Source organism: Tenacibaculum jejuense (assembly GCF_900198195.1).
GTDB lineage: Bacteria > Bacteroidota > Bacteroidia > Flavobacteriales > Flavobacteriaceae > Polaribacter > Polaribacter jejuensis.
In genome coordinates this window covers 348,583-373,385 of sequence record NZ_LT899436.1, presented here as the reverse complement: position 1 = coordinate 373,385, position 24,803 = coordinate 348,583, and the positions used below count along the sequence as shown (strand labels likewise).

28 protein-coding genes are annotated in these 24,803 nt (G+C 27.9%); 25 read left to right on the top strand and 3 right to left on the bottom strand.

Annotated features, from left to right (window positions below):
• The first annotated feature begins 468 nt into the window (after positions 1–468).
• From AQ1685_RS01810 to AQ1685_RS01755, 12 genes are all read left to right on the top strand, one after another.
• A complete protein-coding gene (locus tag AQ1685_RS01810) occupies positions 469–960 on the top strand; it encodes a hypothetical protein (protein WP_095069032.1) in 492 nt (163 codons plus the stop codon).
• Between the two features lie 57 nt (positions 961–1,017).
• Positions 1,018–1,302, top strand: a complete 285-nt coding sequence (locus AQ1685_RS01805; RefSeq protein WP_157730049.1) for a hypothetical protein — start codon at positions 1,018–1,020, stop codon at positions 1,300–1,302.
• A 184-nt stretch (positions 1,303–1,486) separates the two neighbouring features.
• Positions 1,487–2,077, top strand: coding sequence for a DUF6624 domain-containing protein (locus AQ1685_RS01800; protein ID WP_095069030.1), 591 nt, complete (start codon positions 1,487–1,489; stop codon positions 2,075–2,077).
• Between the two features lie 113 nt (positions 2,078–2,190).
• Positions 2,191–2,697, top strand: coding sequence for an SMI1/KNR4 family protein (locus AQ1685_RS01795; RefSeq protein WP_095069029.1), 507 nt, complete (start codon positions 2,191–2,193; stop codon positions 2,695–2,697).
• A 65-nt stretch (positions 2,698–2,762) separates the two neighbouring features.
• Positions 2,763–3,467, top strand: a complete 705-nt coding sequence (locus AQ1685_RS01790; protein WP_095069028.1) for a DUF6304 family protein — start codon at positions 2,763–2,765, stop codon at positions 3,465–3,467.
• A gap of 79 nt (positions 3,468–3,546) precedes the next feature.
• Positions 3,547–4,308: a hypothetical protein gene (locus AQ1685_RS01785; protein WP_095069027.1), complete on the top strand. Its 762-nt coding sequence runs from the start codon at positions 3,547–3,549 to the stop codon at positions 4,306–4,308.
• Between the two features lie 284 nt (positions 4,309–4,592).
• Positions 4,593–5,150, top strand: coding sequence for a hypothetical protein (locus AQ1685_RS01780; protein WP_095069026.1), 558 nt, complete (start codon positions 4,593–4,595; stop codon positions 5,148–5,150).
• A gap of 354 nt (positions 5,151–5,504) precedes the next feature.
• Complete coding sequence (locus tag AQ1685_RS01775; protein WP_262509587.1) at positions 5,505–6,113, top strand: alpha/beta hydrolase; 609 nt, start codon at positions 5,505–5,507, stop codon at positions 6,111–6,113.
• A gap of 121 nt (positions 6,114–6,234) precedes the next feature.
• Positions 6,235–6,915, top strand: coding sequence for a hypothetical protein (locus AQ1685_RS01770; protein ID WP_095069024.1), 681 nt, complete (start codon positions 6,235–6,237; stop codon positions 6,913–6,915).
• Between the two features lie 30 nt (positions 6,916–6,945).
• On the top strand, positions 6,946–7,509 hold the full coding sequence (locus AQ1685_RS01765) for a hypothetical protein (protein WP_231970233.1): 564 nt from the start codon (positions 6,946–6,948) through the stop codon (positions 7,507–7,509).
• A 54-nt stretch (positions 7,510–7,563) separates the two neighbouring features.
• On the top strand, positions 7,564–8,403 hold the full coding sequence (locus AQ1685_RS01760) for a hypothetical protein (RefSeq protein WP_095069022.1): 840 nt from the start codon (positions 7,564–7,566) through the stop codon (positions 8,401–8,403).
• Between the two features lie 70 nt (positions 8,404–8,473).
• The gene (locus AQ1685_RS01755; RefSeq protein WP_095069021.1) at positions 8,474–8,968 is read left to right on the top strand and encodes a hypothetical protein; all 495 of its coding nucleotides are present in this window, start codon (positions 8,474–8,476) and stop codon (positions 8,966–8,968) included.
• Between the two features lie 313 nt (positions 8,969–9,281).
• Here the strand turns inward: AQ1685_RS01755 and AQ1685_RS01750 are convergent, their stop codons facing one another.
• On the bottom strand, positions 9,282–10,472 hold the full coding sequence (locus tag AQ1685_RS01750; RefSeq protein ID WP_095069020.1) for a T9SS type A sorting domain-containing protein: 1,191 nt from the start codon (positions 10,470–10,472) through the stop codon (positions 9,282–9,284).
• A 159-nt stretch (positions 10,473–10,631) separates the two neighbouring features.
• Here AQ1685_RS01750 and AQ1685_RS01745 point away from each other — a divergent pair, with 159 nt between their 5' ends.
• The 9 genes from AQ1685_RS01745 to AQ1685_RS01705 all read left to right on the top strand — a co-directional run bounded on the left by AQ1685_RS01745 (position 10,632) and on the right by AQ1685_RS01705 (position 17,436).
• Positions 10,632–11,042, top strand: a complete 411-nt coding sequence (locus AQ1685_RS01745; protein WP_095069019.1) for a hypothetical protein — start codon at positions 10,632–10,634, stop codon at positions 11,040–11,042.
• A gap of 63 nt (positions 11,043–11,105) precedes the next feature.
• Positions 11,106–12,257: an acyltransferase family protein gene (locus AQ1685_RS01740; protein ID WP_095069018.1), complete on the top strand. Its 1,152-nt coding sequence runs from the start codon at positions 11,106–11,108 to the stop codon at positions 12,255–12,257.
• A gap of 1 nt (position 12,258) precedes the next feature.
• Positions 12,259–13,566: a YARHG domain-containing protein gene (locus AQ1685_RS01735; RefSeq protein ID WP_157730048.1), complete on the top strand. Its 1,308-nt coding sequence runs from the start codon at positions 12,259–12,261 to the stop codon at positions 13,564–13,566.
• A 66-nt stretch (positions 13,567–13,632) separates the two neighbouring features.
• Positions 13,633–14,304: a DUF6090 family protein gene (locus tag AQ1685_RS01730; RefSeq protein ID WP_095069016.1), complete on the top strand. Its 672-nt coding sequence runs from the start codon at positions 13,633–13,635 to the stop codon at positions 14,302–14,304.
• A 27-nt stretch (positions 14,305–14,331) separates the two neighbouring features.
• Positions 14,332–14,706 carry a hypothetical protein gene (locus AQ1685_RS01725; RefSeq protein WP_095069015.1) on the top strand — a complete coding sequence of 125 codons (375 nt, stop codon included), beginning with the start codon at positions 14,332–14,334 and terminating at the stop codon, positions 14,704–14,706.
• Between the two features lie 39 nt (positions 14,707–14,745).
• Positions 14,746–15,195 carry an ExbD/TolR family protein gene (locus AQ1685_RS01720; RefSeq protein ID WP_095069014.1) on the top strand — a complete coding sequence of 150 codons (450 nt, stop codon included), beginning with the start codon at positions 14,746–14,748 and terminating at the stop codon, positions 15,193–15,195.
• Between the two features lie 74 nt (positions 15,196–15,269).
• Complete coding sequence (locus AQ1685_RS01715) at positions 15,270–16,211, top strand: hypothetical protein (RefSeq protein WP_095069013.1); 942 nt, start codon at positions 15,270–15,272, stop codon at positions 16,209–16,211.
• A 24-nt stretch (positions 16,212–16,235) separates the two neighbouring features.
• Complete coding sequence (locus AQ1685_RS01710) at positions 16,236–16,868, top strand: hypothetical protein (RefSeq protein ID WP_095069012.1); 633 nt, start codon at positions 16,236–16,238, stop codon at positions 16,866–16,868.
• Positions 16,869–16,878: 10 nt separating this feature from the next.
• Positions 16,879–17,436 (top strand): hypothetical protein, encoded by a 558-nt coding sequence (locus AQ1685_RS01705; RefSeq protein ID WP_095069011.1) that lies wholly within the window; start codon positions 16,879–16,881, stop codon positions 17,434–17,436.
• A 57-nt stretch (positions 17,437–17,493) separates the two neighbouring features.
• On the opposite strand, the gene AQ1685_RS01700 is transcribed toward AQ1685_RS01705, so the two are convergent.
• Positions 17,494–18,954: a serine hydrolase domain-containing protein gene (locus tag AQ1685_RS01700; RefSeq protein WP_095069010.1), complete on the bottom strand. Its 1,461-nt coding sequence runs from the start codon at positions 18,952–18,954 to the stop codon at positions 17,494–17,496.
• A gap of 90 nt (positions 18,955–19,044) precedes the next feature.
• Between AQ1685_RS01700 and AQ1685_RS01695 the strand changes: the two genes are divergently transcribed.
• From AQ1685_RS01695 to AQ1685_RS01680, 4 genes are all read left to right on the top strand, one after another.
• Positions 19,045–19,281 carry a hypothetical protein gene (locus AQ1685_RS01695; protein ID WP_095069009.1) on the top strand — a complete coding sequence of 79 codons (237 nt, stop codon included), beginning with the start codon at positions 19,045–19,047 and terminating at the stop codon, positions 19,279–19,281.
• A 236-nt stretch (positions 19,282–19,517) separates the two neighbouring features.
• On the top strand, positions 19,518–22,652 hold the full coding sequence (locus tag AQ1685_RS01690) for a VPS10 domain-containing protein (RefSeq protein WP_095069008.1): 3,135 nt from the start codon (positions 19,518–19,520) through the stop codon (positions 22,650–22,652).
• Positions 22,653–22,655: 3 nt separating this feature from the next.
• The gene (locus AQ1685_RS01685; protein WP_095069007.1) at positions 22,656–23,258 is read left to right on the top strand and encodes a short chain dehydrogenase; all 603 of its coding nucleotides are present in this window, start codon (positions 22,656–22,658) and stop codon (positions 23,256–23,258) included.
• 113 nt (positions 23,259–23,371) lie between these two features.
• A complete protein-coding gene (locus tag AQ1685_RS01680) occupies positions 23,372–24,007 on the top strand; it encodes a tetratricopeptide repeat protein (RefSeq protein ID WP_095069006.1) in 636 nt (211 codons plus the stop codon).
• 152 nt (positions 24,008–24,159) lie between these two features.
• Here the strand turns inward: AQ1685_RS01680 and AQ1685_RS01675 are convergent, their stop codons facing one another.
• The gene (locus AQ1685_RS01675; RefSeq protein ID WP_157730047.1) at positions 24,160–24,795 is read right to left on the bottom strand and encodes a hypothetical protein; all 636 of its coding nucleotides are present in this window, start codon (positions 24,793–24,795) and stop codon (positions 24,160–24,162) included.
• Positions 24,796–24,803: the final 8 nt, after the last annotated feature.

The window sequence follows — 24,803 nt, the reverse complement described above, 5'->3', positions numbered from 1 at the left end:
AAGTTATTTGATATTGAAAGTACCCGAAAAGATACTTTTAATTTAATTACTGAATTACAAAGTCATGGACACAACACTACTCATATTTACGCCACTTCCTTTCGCAGTAAAATAAAGATAGGGCTAACATTAAAATATTATGCAATAAAAGTAAACCGAATCGTAAACGAAAAGGAAAATCGTAAAGTTTTAAAATCTAGAAAAATTGACTCGTCGAAATGCCCTTCAGCTTTTGGTTTTGATATACATATTGACGATTCAAAAAGAGTAAAAAATTTAATTTCAACGTAATAATTATTGAACTAACAGATAAAAATTGGGTTAAAAATATTCAATAACAAAATATACTATTAATAACTTACAGATTTCTCCCTTGGACTAAATCTCGCAAAACCAAATGCTGATGACTTTTAATTAGTTTAACAATTAAAAAATTGCAAATTACAATACACAAAACATTGAAATCAAATGGCACATACTAATAACGGAATAATAACAAGTTTTAAATATGATGGAGAACTTCTAAATGTAATTTTAGTTGGTAATTATTGTTTGATTCCTTTTAAAAATAAATACGGAACTAATTATTCAGATTCTGTACTTGAACCATATGAAGAATTGACAAAAGAAACACGTAAAATTCTAAAGGAATTATCATTCAAAGGAAAATGCGCATATATAGAAACCGATTATTTTGGAGGACCTGGATCACAAATATCCGAGGTTTGGTTTAATGGAGAAAGAATGATTGGTCCTTTAATTTCGTTTGATGGTATTGAAAACCCAAAAATTCCATTAGGAGCAATTTTAGTAGAAAACTCTATAAATGAGAGTTTAAAAACAATTGGAGTGTATAGACACGAAGAAAAAGATGAATTTGATTCTTTAAGATTAGGATCGTATCGTTCTAATGATGAAATAATAGAAGAATATAAAAAAACTCAATCTAATAAAGTGTGAAAATACGTTACAATACTTTTAATACTATACCTGCTGATCTTAATAAGCCATAACAAAATGCAAAAAACACTACTTTTTATTATTCCAATCATATTTGCTTTCAGTATGATACTGATATCTGCATCAAGTCCAGCTTCAATCATAGAGAAATCAGGCTATAATGACATTTTAGAAAATAAACCATTTTATGGGATAAAACACATGAGAAAAGTAATCTCTTTAAATTCTAATCGTGATGTCATTAAAAATTTAAAAAGAAAAATATTAATTCGAAAAATAGGTTATTCATTATTAATAAGCACTCCACTTCTAATGATGTTAAATGCAATTATAAGTAGATAGAAACTGCAAAAATAAAACAGGAAAAGCATCAATGATTATGATTCATGGAGTCAGAACATTAATCAGAATGCAGCAAATGACTGAGCGTAATATTGAAAACACTTTACAAAGTTGGAGTAAACAAAATGAAAAACTTAAGTAACAATACACAAAAAATTGTAACTAATTATAAATAAAAAGAGAAATGAAAAAAAGAAAAATATTATTTAGCATATTAATAACTCTAGTTTTAGCAATATCAATATTTCTTTATATAAATAAAGATAAATTTACCTATGTAGGTTCTGTAGATATCATAGAAGTTGATTGTAGTAAAAAACATCAAATTTTAAGTGACGTTTACGAAAGCGATCAAAAAATTAGAAAATCAAATGAACTGATCAAGTATGCTAAAGAAGATCACAGAAATCAAGAATTAGTAATTAGCATTATTGAAAAATGTGGTATGCCCACATTACAAGAAGTAACTCAAAAACACATGAATGCTATCTGGCTAGGACTTCAACATACAAATAAAAAATATAGAAAAAAGTATTTTCCTCAGGTAAAGAAAGCTGTTGAAAATGGAGATTTATCTAAACAACAATATGCATTAATGAAAGATAGGATTTTAATGGACGAAGGTAAACCTCAAATATATGGTTCACAAGTAAGAAATGGCAAGTTATATAAATTAGAAAATCCTGAAACTGTTAACGAAAGAAGAAAAGAAATGGGATTAGAATCAATTGAAGATTATTTAAAGAATTTCAATATTGAGTTTAACTTAAATTAAAAATACGATTTATTGTTCGTTTCTTTCAGATCAATCTCACCAAGACTAAAGTTCAATCATTTGAATTAAATTTACATCGAACAAAACATAAAAAGTTTTGTTTCCTATGAACAATGGAAAAATTAAAACATCTTATAAAAGTAATCACTAAAGATTCTAATTGTGAAGTTTTTAAACCAAATACCGAAATAAGTATAGATAGAAAAATACCAGATGATCTAGACTTATTTTTTAAACTAACCAACGGAATTCGCTTATTTCAAAATGAATCTTTTGGTATTGAAATAATTGGAAAAGAAGACTTTATTTCTACTAATAAATATCTCTACCCAAAGGATGACATAATCTGGGAAGAACTTGAAGGAGATATAACTAACGAATGGTTTTTAATTGCTAAAAATCCAGAATTAGCTCAATACGTTAGTATAGATTTGACTCAGCAAAACTTTGGAAAATGTTATGACAGTTACTTATCAACTCACGGAGAAGAAGGAATGTCGGAAATAGTAGCTCATAATTTTACAGAATTACTTTGGAGTTTATATCATAGTAAAGGGAAAGGTGACACCTGGTTTTGGAATAAAAACGACTTTAAAAAAATTGGTGATGCTTTTGACTGAAAACTAACATAACGCTAGTAAAATAGCTAATAGTTTTAAAAGATTACTAAATAGCAAAGAAAGAAATGAAGTATAATATTACATATAAAGATAATCATGGAATTATTAAAGGAACGTTAGAAAATAGATATACTGAAAGAAACTACACAAAAGATTATTCTTTAGAGTTAAAATTGGAAAATATCTTTTTTAAAGGAGATACATTTGACGGATTAGAAATTCAAAACGAAAAAAATTACGATAAAGAACAATTAAACAGATTTTCTTTCAATGAACTAAGAACTCATGGAGCTAAGGAAGTGGTTAAAGAATTAACAAATTGTATAATTAAACTTGATTTACAATTAGAGTTTACACATAAAAAATCATTACTCCCAAAAAAAGTAAATGGGATTTTAGTAATAGCATTAGGAAGCTATAGTTCTAAAGAAGATCCTATTTTTAAATACACTTTTTCGGTCTTAAATACTGAATATAAAGTAGCAGGATATTCTTTTGAAGAACTATTTGACAATTTAAAAGAAACAATAAAAGACAATTATCTGATAAAGAACTGTTATGGATGTAATTATTCTGATTACAGTCCTTATGGAAGAGGCTCTTTTGGAGATATGTTATGTCTAAAAAATGCTAAGGAAAAATACTTAAAAATAAATGGAAAAGATGGTTTATTAGAATTAATGTCAAATGAAAAAATAATTCAAGTTCAAGAAACATATCTTTGCAGTAAATTTGAATTCAGAAAGGAAAATATCGGTTATAGAGGTTAAATAAACAAGCATACATTTAAATTGAATTGTACGTGATAACTCCAATAAGAAACCGTAACACTAAACTAAAAATTAACTAATGAAAAAAATTAAAGTACTAATTGGTTTACTGATCATTTTATCTTGCTCTAGTGAAGATGAAATAACTGAAAACGAGCTAGGTAATCCAGGAATGATTAAATCTATAATAAGTTCATCTCCCAATGAAAATGATGCTAAAATAAGCTATTCGTATCAGGATGGAAATAAACTCAAAAGTATAGCATATTCAAAAGAATCTTTAGATGACGGAACACTTGATTATAAGCACTATTTCTTCTATGAAGATAATCTAATTGTTAGAATTGAATCCTCTTACAGAACCGAGAACATTACTAATTTGAATGTGATCAATTACTTTGAATATGACAATGATGGGAAACTCATAAAGTTCACAAGAGATAGTAATAGAGACGGTATAGAAACCCACAATTACAGTCACTTAAGTAATGGAAATATTAGCGATAGTTATAAAAGACAAAATATGTCCAATTTTCAGACTAAAACACTAGAAATTAATGACGCTAAAAATTTAGTCTCTGATGGATTCTACAGAACTTATACTTACGATGATAAAAGAAGTCCTCATTATGGTATTATTGGTTTTGATAAGTTATACTTTGCTGAAATACATTTGTTAGGAGTTGAAAGTTATCCTGAATATTATAACAATATCAAAACTATAACTTGGAATTTTAACTCAAGAAGTTTTTCATACAAATATAACTCTGATTTAAAACCTTTAAGTAGAGACTATGAGGATATGAATTATATATTTACAACAACTTATCAATATTACTAAAAGTTACAATGTATAAACATATAAACCACGTTAAAAATAGTTATTTAACATAAAAAACTAAGCATTATTAATATGTGGAATTCATCTTTAAAATATTGAATGAAATGTTATTGAGTCGAATTTATAAGTATATTTTAGTTTTTAATAATTCTTATGATTTAAATCTCAAAAAACTAGGAAAGAGAGGAAATCATCTAAAAAACCACATTACAAATAGTTAACACAAATAAAAAACGCTGTAAAAGTTAAATCTGGAAATAAACACAAAACAAAATTATAATGATATGAAAAAGCTATTATTCGTAAGTTTACTATTTATAACTCTAAGTAGTTGTCAAAAAAATGAAGAAAACACTGAAGCTGGCCAAGAGCGTATAACCATAAAAGAATTGATTTCAGCTGTAGAAAACAATAATAACGTTTACCTAAACAAAACATTTAAAATTACAGCAAACTTTAAATTTTCACATCCATTAGCAGAATGTTTAGGAGAATGCAACGGAAGTAAACAAAAAGAAGATTACGAAGTAACTAATGAATATTTATTCAAAGATTTTCATTTATGTTACAATAAAACTGAAATTGTTTTTCAAGATAACGAAGAAAATAAAATTACAATTCTCAATTTCCCAAAATATAAAATAGCAGAAGAATACGATTCTACTTTAAATAATGAATTAAATCATTTTATCGAAAATATAGAAATTGAAGCCAAAGTACTATACAATCAAACCTTTAATTACTGTAAAGAAACAAAACATCCGAGTCTTTATCTTGAATTGAGTGACAAAAACATTAATGAAATATTTAACTCAATTGAAAACATCATACTGTCTCAATAATAATTAATATATACTACTTGTATGATTTTATTATTTTCTAAAAATACGTAAGCATTTTAAATTTAGTGTTTATTTAAACGCTAAATTAGGTATTTATTAAACAACCATATTATTAAAAATCAAATTGAAAAGAAAAAAAAAATACTTAAATTCATTTTTATTACACTCACAGCTTTTTATCTAATTAATTGTGCTGGGTTTTATTTTACTCAAGAAAAACATTTTTTTACACCAACTAAACTTTCTTCAAATTATAAATTTAACACTACCAGAAATTTTAAAGAAGTAAACTTTACAACAAAAGATGGCATTACTTTAAACAATCTTTTATTTAAAGTAGATCACCCAAAAGGTTTGGTGTTTTATCTTCATGGTTCTGGAGAGTCGTTGGCTCCCCTTAAAAAAGGATCAAATATATACACACAACTAGGTTATGATGTATTTATGATTGATTACAGAGGTTTTGGAAAAAGTGAAGGAAACATAACAAGTGAAGATCAGTTGTATGAAGACAATCAAATGTTGTATGATGAAATAAAAAAGAATTATGCAGAAGAAGATATTATTGTTGTAGGTTATTCTCTTGGATCGGCAATGGCAGCTAAATTAGCCTCTACGAATAATCCAAAGTTATTAATAATGAAAGCTCCTTTTTATAATTTCAATGAAGCCATATCGGAAAGAGTAAAGTTATTAAGTGCTATTTTCCCTCTAAAAATATTGAACAAATATAAATTTAACAACCATGAATTCATTCAAAATTGTAAAATGCCTGTTGTAATTTTTCATGGTACTAAAGACAAAACCAACCAACATCATTACTCCTTAAAACTCCAAAAACTTTTTAAACCACTAGATAAATTAATACTTTTAGAAGGTGAAGGTCACGATAATATTTCTAGTAATCTTCAATTTCAAAAAGAACTGAAAATACTTTTAGACACTACAAAAATAAAAAAGTGAACTTATACCATTAAAGAACATGAATATATATTTACACTTCTGAAATTTTATTGTTTTAACTAATTTTATATAAATTGTAAAAAGTAAAATCCTAAAATTCTACATACATTTTACACAAATAATGGAACACGATTATATAAATCTAAAAATTGGAGATATTGAACAATATGCAATGGTTGTAAAAAAGCAGGATTTGCTTACATGGAAAACTCAAGATTGGCTAGAATACACTGAAATCGGATTACCAGAAGGTGATGAAGAAGCTCATATGCTATATGGAGAAATATGCGAAGATGAACAATTAATTTTCAGCAGACCTAAGTTGCTAAAGCAAAAAGAGAAAGCAAACATCATAGGATTAAAAATTATTGATTTTAACTCTCATCTTGGAACTTATGGAATGGGTGGACCAGGATTTTTCGGACTCTTACTAAGTAATAATGAATACTTAACATACACCGTTTGGAATGCAGGAAGCTATGTTATTATAAATAATAAAGTCGTAGAATGTAACCCTGAACTTTATCATAAAACCCAACCTTGGGTTTCAAATTTTGGCGAAGATAAAACATGGAACTTTTTAACTGAATATATCTCTGGAAGTAAAATCGTAGCGTATACAATTCACCAAGATTCTTTAGAAATTAAAGCTGAAAAGAATACAACAACATTCAAAATTCACTTCTTAAAAAATGATAAACGTCTACCTAGAAAAACAGGTCGAAAACGAAATGCATACAAAAAAGGAAAAATAGAAGATTACATTTTATTTCAACATAAAAATGCAATATTAATTGTATAAAAAATGATTTGAGTGATGTGCAGATACGCAATGACAAAATACAAATCTCATTACGCTTGCTTTAACTGTAGAAAAACATTTAAACGTAGATTACTGAGTGATATTAATGGTGGATACAACAAAAATGAAAAAGAGTCTCCAGCCAAATGCCCTGAGTGCAACAGTTTAATGGCTAACATGGGACTAGATTTTGAATCTCCTAAAAAAACAGATATCGCTCGTTGGAAACATTTGGCTACACTTTATAAAGTTGGAATTACATTCCATTCTTGTGGTTGTAGTGGACCAGGATACATCCCTAATGATTCAAATGCATTATTAACATATTTTGAAAAAATAAAAAGCCATTATTTAGAGCATCAATATTTTTGGTCACAAAGAAAAAATGATCCCAAAACTCAAAGTGAAATAGCAAAAGATCAACACAAAAACGCAACATTTCTTTCTAGTATTCCACAAAAGATGAAAACTGGTTCAAAAAAGACTCCAGAATATGATGCGCTGAGTGCACAAAAGTATTGGAATAATAAAGTGAAACAGATTGAAGAGAAAATTGAAACTGTAAAAGCACATATTACCCATAAAAAAGGATAAATCACCTGTTTTCATAAGTTTTATTCAACACAAAAAACCGACAACTATACAAAAATGAAATACATTAACTTAATCTTTATTTTAATACTATTTTCTTGTAATGGACAGACTAAAAATAAAGAGTTACAAAAAAATAAAGAACAACCTAAATCAGTAAAAACCTCTAATCAAAATCAACACACTAAAGAGTTAAGTTACATTAAGAGACGAAATAAAAACATTAAATTTTTTAAGAATAAAGAATTTAGTGATCGTGTTGATCGCCAAATGAATGATTCTCTTCAAGCATTAGAAAAATTGCTTAAAGATATTTTAACTGATACTAAAATTGAAAATATTAGTAAAACCGGTCATATAAATCTTGAAACTTTCTTTGACGAACTTGGCTTTGGTAAGCTAGATGCTTTAGGAACTTACAATAAGAAAGTATCAAAATTATGTACTACTAAATTCCTTTTCTCAGATTATTTCAAAAAAGAGCGTTATGATTTACAAGATTTTAATGAGTCTGATTTAGAAAATATTCTTACTGCCGCTTTTGCTTCAAGTTACGTAATAACTGGCGTTTATACTTTTGAAATTAAATCTGATCCTAATATCAAAGCTTACGGTATGATTAGTATTGATGGACAAGACATTGGCCCATTCAATCCAAATAATTTATATCTTGTCGCATCTACAAAAGAGCATATATATTTGGTTAGTAAAGGAATGGAAAAAGAATTCAAGCAAATAGAAAAATGCTCGGAAATTTGGAAGAATGTAGATTCTGAAAACAAAGCCTGGAAAGCATATTGTGAATGCTATAAAAGAGAAATTCCAAATCATGAACAATTGCTATCAATAAAAGAAGAAATACAAGAAATTTATACAAAGCTATTTCAAAAAAAATAAAATAGTAGCGTCGAATACAATCTAAAAAAGTATTTGCTACATTAGTTAAGTTAAAAACTGTGAATAAGTAATGGATAAAGAAAATTCAAAAAATAATATTTTATTTAAACTCATTTTTTTAGTTGTAATTATTTGGGGGCTTTCAGCAGTTTTAATTATGGCTTTTCTTTCTGAATGGTCTGACAGAGGTACTTTTGGAGATCTTTTTGGAGCTGTAAACGCCTTATTTTCTGCGCTTGCTTTTGCCGTTTTAATTTATACAATTATTCTTCAAAGAGAAGAAATAAAACAAAATAGAGAAGAAATTGTTTTAAATAGAAAGGAACTTGAAAAAAGTGGTAAGATTCAACGTAAATCTCAAGAAGTTTTAATTCAGCAGGTAGAACAAACGCATTTAAGTGCAAAAATGAATGCAATGAGAACTCTAGTAGATTACTATAATAATCAAATATCGAATCCTAAAAGTACAGAAGAAGTTATTGAAAAAGCTAAACAAAAAAGAAAACAAATCATTCTTCAAATAGATGAATTAATTGATGGCTTAACCGATTCTAATGTAGATTAATTTATCATATATGAATAAAATAAGATTCATTCATACTTTAATTTCAGGTTATTCATAAATTAAATTACTTCACAAAACACCCGTTTAATTTACTTGATTTCTATATGATTAAAAAATGTCAGTTCGAGTGATATGATGTAAGAATTTTATACCGAGAACAATCTTTTAGTGAGTAAAATCGTCTTTCTCGATATGATATCCTATCAGAATCACTCGAAATGATAATTTCATAAACTGAAAAGTATTCAAAATATCAATTTAGTTTAACTTTTCGTTTTATATTTTGATTTTTCAAATAACTCTTACTCCTCATTTAATTCTTTACAAATTTTAGAATAGTATTATTTTTTAACTTCAAAAAGTACAAACCACTTGATAACATTTGAGTAGCAATTTTCTCATTTTTAGTTACTACTCCCCTATTTACTTCACTACCATCTATTTTATAAAGAATGTAGTTTTGTGAATCTTCAAGATTTAGAATTTGAACAAATTCTTTAGATGGATTTGGATATAATTTAAAATTAGTATCAACCTTATCAGAAATATCAACAGTAGATAAAACAGCACTATTAAGTCTGGCAATTTTACCATTAAACCTATCTGTAATGTTAACCGTTATACCATTTTTAAATGTTTTTTTTACGATGTCATGATAAGAAATATGTAAACCACTCTGATGAGGAATAATTGCATTAATATCTCTAAATGTTTTTTCATTTATAATAGTTGGAGTTATTGTCTGTGCTGTAATATCTGCTTTAGCTATTATTTGATATTTATCAGAATCATCTTTACTATCAAAACCAACATAAAGCTCATTATTACTAAATGCTAAAGCATTTGGATTTTTTATTCCAGTTAAAACATCTGTTATAGTTGGTTTTATTGCTGTAACATTTACTTTAACAATTCTATCAGATTTAAAAAGTGACACATACACTTGTTTTCCATCAGATACTATGCTCCTTCCTTGTTCTCTATTTGTAGCTAATTCAATTACATCTTTTAAAACAGGATTTATATCTGCTACATTAATTTTAGAAATTAGAGTACTTCCCTGCGGATTTCTTAATACATAAAGCTCGTTACCTAAAAATGTAAATGAATTAGGTCGGTTTACATTCTTTACTATACTTGTAAGTCGAGGATTTTTTGCTGTAACGTCTATTTTAGCTATTTCACTTCTTATATTAAATCTACCATCTGATAATGACATGTAAAGTTCATTTCCTCTGAAAGCAAGAGCACTAACTCCGAAGTTTATACCAGAAAAAACTATTTCATATGGTTTCTTCTTTAAAAGATCTATTTTAATAATATCATAAGGACTATTGATACTATAAACACCGTTTTTATGTTGTTGTTTTACTAAGTAGAGTTCATTACCTTTTAAAGCACTCGGACCTTGAAGATGTTCAATCTCAGTCAGTAATTCTGTATTTTGTGCTTTTATAGTATGAAAAAACAAACCAAAAGTTAATAAAAGTAGTAAATGCTTCATAATGTTAAATGTTTATGTTTAATACAATTATGTCATAAAACACCCTACTCCTTAATCAAAAGAAAACTTTAGAAATGCATACACTATTCAAAAGTTAAAATCTTAATTTTTAGATTGTATCTTTCAAGAAATTTAATTCTAAAATATTCCTTCTAATGTATGCACTATACCAATAAAGAAATTTTTCAACATTCAAATATTGAGTTATTAGATACCATAAAAACAGATCGAAATAAAGTTAGAATTGATCACGCCAAAAAGGAATTAGCTCGTAGAAATTTAACTAAAGAGCAAGAATATAAATTAAATACTGAATACATACAATATAAAAAAAATCAAAAACAAAGAGCAGAAACTTCATTAACAAATGAAGAATTTTTAACTTTCTTTATATTGCCCTTTTTTATAGCAAAAAATAAAAACGATCAATTCTCAGAATCTGAAATGGATCGATTCAAAAAACATGGATTTAATAAAAAGATAAAACAAGCAACAATCGCTAAAACTATAGGATTTATATTTTGGTTTTTTATACTTGTTATAGTTGCTGTAATAGCAAGGAACATGTAGCTTATGATACTTTTTACCTAAATTTATAAAGTTTGTTAATTTAAAAACCTAAATGAAAAAGAAATGAAATCAGAACGTATACATTCTTTAGATGCTTTAAGAGCAATCATGATGCTTCTTGGGCTTGTTATACATTCTGCTTTAACCTACAATATTACACCTCACGGAAATGCATGGTCTATTAAAGATCCAAATTCTACACATATTCTTAGTGATTTTATTGTGTTATTAATCCATTCTTTTCGAATGCCTATATTTTTTGTAGTTGCAGGTTTTTTTGGTGCACTTTTATTTTATGAAAGACAACCTTCACAGATGATCAAAAATAGAATTTCGAGAATTGTATTTCCTTTCATAGTTTTTCTATGGATACTTTGGCCAATTACTGTGTTTTCATTTAGATATACTCATAACGTTTTTAACCACATCGACAATCCTTTAAAGAAAACCTTAACAATATTTACAGATATTACCGCATTTTTCCCAAAGACTACCTCACATTTATGGTTTTTATATTATTTATCTTTAATCACAGGAAGTACAGTTATTATCAGTTTGATATTTAGGAATAAAAAAGTAACAAAATACACACACCAAGTTCTTAACTCTTTAATCCAAAAAACATTAATAAGAGTTTTGTTCTTATTCGGAATAATTTTCATCACATTAACCCTATTAAAAACATCGATGGTAAAAACTTCTGTTTCTTTAATTCCTGATCGCAATACTTTTATCTATTTTTTTATTTTTTATTGTGTTGGATGGCTTCTGTATAAGTCAAAAAATATACTTCATAGTTTTATGCATTATGATTGGGTATTTACAGTTACAGCAATTATTCTAGCTAGCGTACAAGGTTTAATTATTGAAGAATATAAATTAGATCCAAGTGACAATTCTCGTCTTTTAATTACTTTTAGTGCAATAGTTGTTTGTCTTTTTATTTCTGGAATTATTGGACTTTTTGTTCGGTATGCAAGCAAACATTCGCATCGTATGCGTTATATTTCAGATGCTTCTTATTGGGTATACTTAATTCACTTACCATTAACTGCAATTATTCCTGCTTTCCTTTTAAATTTTCCAATTCCCGCCATGATTAAGTTTTTAATTGTTTTAACCATAACCACAATTATTTGTTTTGTTTCCTATCATTTTTGTGTTAGAAATACTTTTATAGGAAAATTTTTAAATGGTCAAAAATATCCAACATAACATGAAAAACACGATACTTCTATATTTAATATGCTCTTTTCTTTTAGCTTGTAAAAAAGAGATAAAGAGCGATAAAACCTTTGATAATTCAAATCTATTAACAACTAAAAACACATTATCTAAAGAAGTTTTAAGAGGTAAAACTAGTGAAGAATTAAGAATTTTAAGAAATGAAATATTTGCTAAAAAAGGGTATGTTTTTAAAGATTCTAGTTTAAAAAAGTACTTTTCTAATAAGAAATGGTACACACCAAATAAAGATGCAGAAATAATCTTAACAGACGCTGAAAAAAAAGATATTGAATTAATTACATCTATTGAAAAAGAATTGAAACCTTTTGAATTACCAAAGGGTTATAAAATGCTTGACAGTATTGTATTTGACTATGATAATGACCAAATACTAGACGTTATTCAATTGGTAAAGAATATTGAAAGTAATTATTTTGAACAATATATTTTCATTTATCTGACACAAACAAAAAAGCTGCAAAAAATAGATTTAGGCCTAGACGATGAATTTGATCAAACCTATGCACACATAAATAAGAAAGATAATATGTTTCAGTTTGAATACACTTTGCCAGGAACTGGTGTATTTAATTATGAATATAACTTTAAGTACAATTCTGAAATTAAAAACTTTCAATTGTGCTCGTATGTATCATCAAGTCGAATAATGTTCGGTCATATTAGTAAAGAATACAACTTATTAAACGGAACTTACGAAGTTACTAAAGAAGCTTCTACTATAGATAACCCAGACATTATCACAACAAAAAACTTAGGAAAACAAGAATCTAAATTAATTACTCTAGATTTAATTGATGGTAAATTATCTACTTACCTAGATTATATAGGTGATGAGTTTTATGAAGAACGATATTCAGATTATGATGATGAATTTATAGACTGTAGAGAAGTTATTATTCAAAAATTAGCTTTGGATTTTGAATATGGTACAAACAACTATCTTGGCGATTACTCAATTTTTAAAAATCAGATAAAAAACTTTATCCAATCTATCAATTCAAATAAGTTATTGAAATCTAGTGAAAATAGTTATTCAAAAAACTATACTCTTCACAGAGACTGGGATTTAAATTATATCAAAGAAGATAACTGTTTGGATGAACTATTTATAACATTCAATACTAAAAAAAATTCATTTACTATTCAGATTAACAACTGTGCACATGTATTCGAAGATGGTAAAGTTATTCATGCATCTGAACAATCGATTATATTTGAATATAAAATAGAAAGAAATTGCACATACAAGTATGATAAAACCAATGGCGCAGGATAATACTTTAGGAATAAATACTTTTAAATTGAATTTTTAAATAATACACAAAACTAACACAACCATTCAATGGGATTTTTAACGAAAAAAACGCTAAAGAAAAATTTACTTTACTACATCGGAGAAATTATTGTTATCGTTTTAGGAATTTTTATTGCTATTCAACTAAACAATTGGAATGACAATAGGAAAATTAAAGCAGAAGAGAAAAAGGTAATCAAACAACTATTAACAGATTTAGATAAAGAAAAATTTGTACTCAACAGTTCAATAAATGGTTTAAATAAAAGTCAAGAATTTCTTAAAAAAATCATTTATAAATCGAACCATAAAAATTTAGACTCTATTTACTTTCATATAGCAAGTAGTTTTACTCATTTCCCTATAAATGCAGTATATGTTAATCTTAAATCTAGTGGGAAACTTGATATTATATCAAATGATAAAATACGCCATGATATTGTAAATTACTATGAAGTAAACTACAAAATATATCAAAAACTGGAGAACAGTCATGAAAAATTCATTAACGAAAAAATAAGCTCCTATTTTAACTCTGAGCTTCCTATCGATACAGCTTTATTCGTGAATCCAGATTTGGTGAAAATCAAATTAAAAGATGAAAAATTTCGCAAATTGATAATTGAACAAATTAGTACTTGCCGTTTAATAAAAAGCTATTTAAATATAAATTCAATCGACCAATTAATTACTGTTATAAAAAACAATCAAACTGAATAAATAAACAATGCGGTACATTTATTAATTATGAGAAAACCTATACTTCTAGAACATAATCATTGGATTTCAATTGAAGAAATTGAAGTTTTAGATCACGGATTGAATTGGAGTAATTGGGTTGATACCTATCCTTGCAAAGGAAGATGGGAAATTGAACTATGTAAATCTGATGATTCTATTTTTGAAATAAAAATTTTTATGCCTGCGTCAGAGTGGAATCAAAAAAATCATCACGGGTTTTGGAGAGTTTACTATGGACGAATTGAATTCACTAATACCAAACTATTCATTTGGCAAAATGAAGACGTTCCTGTCAGTATTCATTATTATGAAATAGAATCTGAAATTGAATTAACTATATTTAAAAGAAAAATAAGATTTAGAAAAAAGACTCATGAGTAAGTCTCAATAACATAGAATAAAGGAAGAAGAACTAAAAACATGAAACAAACCACTTTAATATTTATTGCTTTAGCATTTTTTATTATTTCATGTCAACCTCAAGTTGATAATAGAGGAATTCCCAAAAAAATCACTAAATCTGAAAAAGGAAATAAAAAACATGATACTATTAATGCTTTCAAAATCAACATCAATTCAAAAAGCGAAATTTTAATAGAGAATCAGAAGATTGATATTAAACAACTAAGAAAAAAAATTAAGGATTATGAAACTATAAACGAATCTAAATCTCTAATAATTATATCTTCACATAAAGCTGTAGATTATGGAACTTATGTGATTTTACAAAATGCAATAATTGAAGAAATTAATAATTTAAGAAAATCACTAGCACAAAAAAAGTTTAATACTGACATTGAAAACCTAAATAAAGAACAACTGAATACAATTAAATTAATTTATCCAATAGAAATAACTGATGGATCATAATGATAAATTTCTTTTTAAACACTCCAAAAATTATAAATTAATGTTATGAGAATACTGCTAAAAATTTATTGAAAATGAAAAAAATACTTTTTGTGTGCTTCTTCATACTACAAATTAAAAACGCTTACGGTTGTAGCTGTAGCCGTGACCAAATCAATCAAGAGGAATACGATAAATACACGCTTATTTTTCTGGGAAAAATCATACAAGTTGAAGATTGTGATAACGAAGGATATCAAGAATTTACTTTTGAAATAGAAGAACTTTTTAAGGGGCAAACAACTACCTTTGTTTCAGGTTTTAACAACTGTGGCGGAGTTTGTAATTATGGCTATAAAATTGGTCAAAAATGGTTAGTTTTTTCAAATCCAGAATACGGATTAATAAACGACCAACATGCTTGTAATGCTAGTCTTATTGTAGCTCATGAAGAAAATGAAACATTAATTGGAAAAGATGATTATCTCTCCTTAAAAGACTGGGAATTTGAAATAACGTTTTTAAATAGTAGAAAAACTAAAGATGTAAAAATTGTTAGCTTTCAATTTGTACAAGTTATTCCCATACTAAAAGAAGTAATTATATTAGGATTTTTTTTCTTCATTTTCTTTTTCTCCATAAAATTTAAATTAAAACTAGTGTTATATAGTTTTGGTTTTGGATCAATAGCAGGCGTTTCTTATTATTCCGTATTAATCTCTAATTTTCCTGAGCCTATAAACTATGTTTTAATAATCTCTTTAATAATGCTATTTTTATTAATCGCAAGTGCTATTTATTATATCGGCACAAAAGAAAAACTCATATTTAAAACATCTCTTATCTTCAACTTCATCACATATGCAACATTCATCATTACTACAATTTTTATGATTGTTTTAAATAGACACCAAAGCATAACATATAATACTTCTTTTTTTACGATTTTACTTATGGTTTTAGGAGTTGGAATATTTTTCAGCCTCTTTGTAAGCTCATTTGTAGAGCTTTTTAAAAGAATAAAACAGCATAATTAAAAACTAATTTGACTCTAATCACTTATGAAAAATAGTATTGAAAAATTAAAGTATCATGAAAAAAATGAACTTGATGAATGGCTAGATCTTGATGAAAATGAAAGCAAAAAATTCTTGCAAGAAATAATTGAGTTTTCTAGAGAAAATTTTGATCAAATCAAACAATATTGTCTTAATACAATACCCACTGAATTTTCAAGCTTAAGTATTATTTACGAAGCTTACTCTGAGCATTCAAGTGATTTTAACCAGTTTCTATTTGAAGAAATACAAAGAGTAGTTCATTTAGCGAAAACCAATAAAATTGATCCGGAATGTTTGGAAATTCTTACAGATATAGATACTGAAAATATATATACAGATTCTATCGATATCTACATTCAAATCATGAACTTTCTAACTTCTAATTTATCCTTAAGAAATGATAAATATTTAAACATTCAGTTATTAGAGGTGATCAGTTGGTATATTATTGAATTAGATGAAGATCATAATATTTCTGAATCCAAAGTTTGGTTTCAAAAAATTAAAGTATTAGCCGAAAGAGGAAGTTGGAGTGTAAGAAAAAAAGCTAGAGAGATTCTTAATGATTCTGATCCTTCAAATGTTTCTAACTTCTTTTCTCTTTTTAGAAGAATTAAAAGAATATTCAACTAAAGGATAAACAATGAAAAACAACATTAAAAGATTTATTAAAGATATAATTCCTGTTTTACTAGGTGTATTAATCGCACTGTGGATAAATAACTGGAATGAAAATAGAAAAGACAAAAAATACATTTCCAATTTTTATAGATCCTTAAAAAAAGAATTTAAAGACACCGATAAAGAAATTATTAATAAAACACCTTCTCAAAGAATTTTAATCGACTCTTTAAATTTTTATTCGAACAATAAAAATGTACAACTAATAACCATTATTGAAAAAGCTGGAGGCGTTAATGGTCCACTTATAAAACTCAATTATTGGAACGCCTTATCAAAATCAAAAATAGAATTAATAGAATATGATAAGTTGGCTCTCTTAACAGAGATTGAAGAGAATAATGAACTTTTAAAATACAAAAGAAATAAACTTTTAGATTTCATATATGCTAACTTAACTGAAACGGGACAAAAAGAAAAAATCTTAATGAAATTAATGTTGGAAGAATTAATCAGAACTCAAAATAATGTACAAGATGGAATTAGAAAAATACTTAAATATGATGCTAAATCGTCATAAATTTAGCATCATAATGAGTTTTTGTTAAATAAAACTTACTGCATGTATTACTTAAAGTTATTCTAATAAGTTTATAGTAACGTTGTTATTATCTCTTAATAAAGTTACTGAATACAGTTTACCGTTTTTCGTGTTGAATTTTAAAAAGTTTGGATAATCTACAATCTTAAATAAACCATTATTTAGTTGTACCATTTCACTATCTTTTTTCCCAGTAAAGTATTCAAAAAATGGAGATTCAACATATAGCTTCTTATTTCTTTCTATAATTTGAGTTGGTATTCCTTGTCCAAAAAGAAAATCTTTATACGTTCCTATTAAACTAGTTTTTAAATCATTTGAAGTTTCCTGTATATCTTTCTTTTTAAATTCTTGTTTCCAGTTCATTAAAGACAAAAGTTTAGTTCTAACATGATTTATTACTGGAAAACGATTTGGTTTTTCTCCATTAGCAAGAAAAACAAAACCATTACCATTGGTTACAGTAGCAAAAATATCACCACCAACACCCGTATTAGATCCATTACACGAAAACCAATCGTAATTATTAAATCCAAAAGATCTCTGCCAACCATAACTCCAACCTCCCACTGCATCTTTTAATGCAGTTACCTCGACAACTTTTTTTGCTACATCATGAGAAATAATCGTATTCCCTTTATCCTGTAAAGCATGCTGCAACTCAATTGTTATTTTTGCTAAATCTCTTGGTGTAGACCATAATCCAGATGGAGCAACTTGTGGAGTTATTGGCAAACCTGTTTTTATAATTTCATTTTTCTTATCGTGAACTAAAGCAACATTCTTTAGAAAACCTTGTTCATTAGGCTGAATCATAGTTGTATTTTTCAAATGTAGAGGAGTAAAAATATATTCATCTGCAAGTGCTGCGATTGATGTATTTAATGTATCCTCTAAAGCCATTTGAATAATTACATAACCACCTCCACTGTAGGACCAACTTGAGCCTGGTGAAAACAAAAAATCAATTTCTTTATCATATCTAGGCAATTTACCCAATAAGCTTTCTTTTATAGTCGGAATCGTATCTCCTTCATAAAAATCTGCAAAACCATGTTGATTTGTTCCTGCTGTATGATTTAAAAAATCTTTCCATGTTGGCTTTGTTTTTTTGATGAATTCACTCTTGGGTAAATGCCAACGTTTAAGATAACTGTCTATTGGATCATTTAAATTGATTAATCCTTTTTCTTCCAGCATAAAACATAGAAGTGCAGTTATTGGCTTTGAGATTGATGCAGTAGAAAATGCTGTGTTTTCATCTATTTTTTCATTTGAATTAACAGATTTCAATCCAAATTGATTAGAATATACGATGTTATAATTCTCAAAGACAACAAGACTAAACCCTGCTAGATTATGATCTTTCAATTTCTGATCAATTTTTAAACTATCCGTTAAAAAATTAAAATCTTTTTCAGGTCTAGTCTCATTTTCATTAGATTGACATCCTAAAATTATTGTTGTAAGAAATAAAAGGTAAATTAAATTTTTCATATGTTTTTTTATATCAAGACGACTTAATTTTAGTAATGTTACTTAGTATTCCTTATAATAAAACTTGTTGTAAAAAAACACCTTCAAAATATGAACTGGGAAAAGTTAACATCAAAAGATCACGAATACATGTTATTTAAGCATAACACAAATTCTTCTTATAAACTAATTACCTGTAAACCAATAGCGGGCGGATTAGATATAATTCATTACTTAACTCAAAAAGAAATTCAAGATTATCAAGATTTTGGAATTGAAAGTTTAAAATCAAGAATGGTTGATATGGATAAAAATTTCTCAAAATATGAAGTTATTTCATGGAGATAAATAAACAATATATCTAGACTTCTATGAAATACTAGCAATCAAAATAATGTCATTCAACTATACAGTTTAGTCTATTATAATGCAGTAAAAGAATTGTTTATCATTAAACTGAAAATTATTAAATTTATGTCGAAAGCATAAGGACAACTCTAAAATTTATTTTCAAAACAATCAACCTAAAGAAAATAATTGAACCCTTATTACTTTTCTTATAAATCTAAAGCCTATATTTTTAAATGAAAACATTAAAACTGTTACTCTTTTGTATTCTTTTTTTGCCTTTAACCAATAATGCTCAAAAAAGTAAAAAACCTGATTTAGAAATTACTGATTCTTTGTTTCATGGGTTAAAGTGGCGTAATATTGGTCCGTTTAGAGGAGGAAGAAGCGTAACATCTTCAGGAGTTATCGGTCAGCCACTCACCTATTACATGGGATCGACTGGTGGTGGTGTTTTTAAAACCACAGATGCTGGAATTACATGGAAAAATATTTCTGATAAATATTTTAAAACAGGTTCTGTTGGAGCCATTGCAGTTTCAGAAAGTGATCCAAATATCGTTGTTGTTGGTATGGGAGAACATGCTGCTCGTGGAGTTATGACTTCAATGGGAAATGGTGTGTATAAATCTATGGATGCAGGAAAAACTTGGACACACTTAGGTTTGGAAAAAACACGTCATATTTCTGATGTTGTTATTCACCCAACAAATCCAAATATTATCTACATAACTGCGCAAGGTGCTCAATATGCACCAACCGAAGAACGTGGAATTTATAGAACTATCGATGGAGGAAAAACTTGGAAAAAAGTTTTATATGTAAATACAACTACAGGAGCTTCTTCATTATCTATGGACATGACAAATCCACGAATCTTATATGCTTCAATGTGGCAACACCAACGTTTCCCTTGGATTATAGAATCTGGTGGTAAGCATTCTGGTTTATACAAATCTGTTGATGGTGGTGATACTTGGACTAAAATGAAAGTTGGTTTACCTAAAGACTTTGGTAAATCTGGTATTTCTGTTTCTAGAGCAAATCCTGAAAGAGTTTTTGCTGTTATCGAAGCTGAAGGTAAAAAAGGTGGTGTGTATCGTTCTGATGATGCTGGTAAAAAATGGAAACAAGTAAATGGAAACAGAGTAAATATCGCGCGTTCTTGGTATTATATGGAGATTTTTGCTGATCCTCAGAATGAAAATATTGTGTATGTACTAAATGCTCCAGTTATGAAATCTATTGATGGAGGAAAAAGTTTTTCTAACATTCCTGTTCCTCATGGAGACAATCATCATTTATGGATTAATCCGTATGACAACACAAACATGATTAATTCTAACGATGGTGGTGCTAATATTTCTTTCAATAGTGGAAAAAGTTGGAGTACACAACAAAATCAATCTACTGCACAGTTTTACCGTGTAATTACAGATAATTTAGTTCCGTATAATGTTTATGGCGGTCAGCAAGATAACTCTGCAATAGCAATAGCTAGTAGAACAAATGATGGTGGAATCGATTGGAAAGATTGGTATTCTGTAGCTGGTGGAGAAAGTGCTTTTATTGCTTTTGATCCAGATAATCCAGAAACTGTTTACGGTGGAACTTACCAAGGAAATATTAGTAAATGGACAAAATCTTCTCGAGCTCAAAAAGCATTGAAAGAATATCCTGAATTAGGATTAAGTATAGCACCTAAAGATTCAAAATATCGTTACAATTGGAATGCACCAATTATCTCTTCTCCTCATAATAGAAAAACGATTTATCATGCAGGAAATGTTGTTTTCAAAACTACGGACGGAGGAATTAGCTGGAAAATTATTAGTCCAGATTTAACTAAAAACGAAAAAGACAAACATGGTCCGGGTGGCGGACCTTACACGAACGAAGCTGCTGGAGGAGAAAACTACAATACACTTACGGCTTTAGTAGAATCTCAACATCAGGAAGGAGTTTTATATGCTGGTAGTGACGATGGTTTATTACATATTACTAAAAATGGTGGTGCGAATTGGGAAAACATTACTCCGAAAGGAATTTCGAATGGAATTATAAATAGCATTGAAGTTTCTGAACACGACCCTGCAACCGCTTATGTTGTAATTATGCGATATAAATCGCTAGACTTAAACTCGTATATTTTTAAAACTACCAATTACGGAAAATCATGGACGAAAATTGTAAACGGATTAAACGATTCTAATGGTTTTGCTCGAGTTGTGAGAGCAGATAAAAAACGTAAAGGTTTATTATATGCTGCAACAGAAACTGGTTTATATGTTTCTAATGACGATGGAAAATTTTGGCAACGTTTAAAACTAAATTTACCTGTGGTTGCAATTAACGATTTAACTATTCAAGATAATGATTTGGTCGCAGCTACATCTGGACGAGGTTTCTGGATTTTAGATGATTTAGGTGTATTACAAAATATGTCTTCAAATAAAAAAGCAATTCAAATTTTTAAACCAAAGCCAAGTTATCGAATTTTTGGTGGTGTTACTAGAGCTGTTGGACAAGGACAAAATCCTAGAAGCGGTGTAACTTTCGATTATTATTTAGATAAAAAAGTAGACACTTTAAATTTAAAACTAGAAGTATTAGAAGGTTCAAAAGTTATTAGAACCTACACCAATAAAAAACCAAAAGGATTTAAATCTTGGCCAGGTGGACCATCTAGACCACAAATTCTTCCTTCAAAAAAAGGATTCAATAGATTTACTTGGAATTTTAATAGAGAAGCTATTCCTGCTGTTAATAAGGTTTTTGTTTTTGGTGGACTTTCAGGATCTAGTGTAGCACCAGGGAATTATACATTAAAACTTTCTTTAGAAGGAAAAACTGTTTCAACAGAAGCTGTAATTCTACCAAATCCTGCAATTCAATCTACTCCGCAAGATTTTAAAGAACAACAAAATATATTGGTTCGTATTGAAACTACTTTAAGAGAAATGCACACCTCTGTAAATCAACTACGCTCGGTAAAAAAACAACTCAAAGGTTATGCTAAACTTTTAAAAGATAATACCAATGCAAAACCACTCATTGACAAGGGAGAAAAGCTTTTAAAGCGTATCAAAACTTGGGAAGAAAACTTAATACAAGAAAAGCAAAAAACGTTTCAAGATGTAATCAATTTCAATAATAAATTGAACTCACAATTATTACAACTTTTAAATTATATCGATCAGGCAGATCCTAAAGTTACCAAAGGAGCGAAAGAACGTTTTAACGATCTTATGAACGATTGGCAAGTTTATAAAAATGAACGAGATGCAATAATCAATACAGAAATGAGTCAGTATAATAGTTTATACAAATCGTTAAATATTCCAGCATTAATTATTGAAAATAAAAACTAGCAGATGAAAATATTAATTATTGGAGGAAATGGAACCATTGGGAAAAAAGTAACTGATCATTTTAAGCAAAAACATGAAGTGATTATTGGCGGTAGAACCAATGGTGATGTTCTTATAGATATTGCTGAAAGTAAATCGATAGAAGAAGCTTTCGAAAAAATCGGAAAACTCGATGCTATTGTTTGTATTGCAGGTGAAGCCAAATGGGATAATTTTGATAAACTTACTGAAGAAGATTTCTACATTGGTTTAAAAAGTAAATTAATGGGACAAGTAAATGTTGTTCGAATTGGTCGAAAATACTTGAATCCAAAAGGATCAATTACCTTGTCTACTGGAATTTTAGCAGATGATCCTGTGAAAAAAACAACAAGTGCTGCAATGGTAAACGGGGCTATACATAGTTTTGTAAAAGCTGTTGATCTTGAACTAGAAAATGAAATTAGAGTAAATGTAGTTTCTTTAGGTATGGTTGAAGATGCCTACGAAAAGTATAAAGATTATTTCCCTGGTCATAATCCTGTTCCTATGTTTAAAGTTATCAATGCTTATGCAAGAAGTGTCGAAGGCAAAGGAAGAGGACAAATAATAAGATACTACGAATAAAAATTTATGATAAACAACCTCAATCTCGTTAATAATTAAGAAAAAAAATGAATATATAATAAAAGTTGTAACATTGTAAAACCTAATATTAACATAATTAACTAAAAATTAAAATGAAGAGAATTAAAACATTATTGTCAATTACATTAGCTTTAGCTTCTTTAATAGTTGTAAAAGCACAAGAGAATGATTCGTATGATCAAGCTGTTAAGCAAATAAAAAATAAAGAGTGGGATAACGCTGTATCTACCTTAACTAACTTAATAGAAAAAGAACCCGAAAATACTACGTATTATTTTTATCGCGGTTACGCTAAAGAAATGAACTTAAAGTACAAAGAATCTGTTGAAGATTTTACAAAAGTTATTGAGTTAGATCCTAAAGCTAAAGTGGCTAGAACTAACAGAGGTTATGCGTACAGACATCTAGGTGAATACGACAAAGCCATAAACGATTTTCAAGAAGAATTAAAAGTAAATCCAAAAGCTACATATTCTTACGAACACATTAGTATGGTTTACTATTTGAAAAAAGATTATGCTAAAGCTTTGGAAAATGTAAATACTGCTATTGAAAAAGATGCTAGCAATTCAATTTCATACAAAACTAAAGCTTTAATTTACAAAGCCATGAACGATAAAGAAAACGCTTGTTCTAATAAAAACAAGGCTGTTGAAATGGGGATTCTTAAAGACTACCCTAGCTTTAAAGTTGATATTGATGAAGTAAACGAATTCTGTTCTAAGTAAAATTATACTTTAAAATATTTCTAATAGCTATGAATTAATCAAATTTCATAGCTATTATTTTTTTGCAGTGATTTGGCTTTTCACTGGACCCTATTTGCTTAACAAAAAGCAGTTTTTTTTAACTAAAATTCATATAAGACTGTATTTTAAAATCACTTTATAAAACCTAAATCCTTCGCCATTTGTAAAGAAATCTTCTCAAAATCTCTGTTCTTTGCTTGTTCTTCTTTATTGAAAGGAGCTCCAGGTGCAACTATTTCTAAAGTATAACCTTCTAACTTTACTTCTAACTTTCTTTTTGCATCTGTATATAAAGCCGCTTTACCAACTTTTGGAATCCATTTTGCCGATTTAGACATTGATTTTTTTAACGACCAAGCTTCTTTCCAATTTTCACCTTGCCCAATTGCTTCAGAAATTCCTCCTGCATCTTGACTAGAACTTACTTCTTTGTAAAGAGAAATCATACCTGTTAAAAAGTTCCAGTTAGAACCACCAAGTTTTACTCTTAACATACACGTTTTTGTATTTCCGTTTTGCACGAACTTCCCTTGTCCTACAGTTACGATTGCATCTGCTGATACGTTATATAAACTAGCTAATTTTTCCTTACTTATTAAACTGCATACATCTGTTACTGCATCAAATTCAATTGTATTTCCTTGAAAGTTTTTATTTACAAAAGATGTATTTCCTAAATCAGATCCAATAATTGATTTTTTATCTCCAAAACATGAACTTAGTACTGCTAAAGTCATGATAAATATTACTGTTTTTAATAGTTTCATAATTTCTT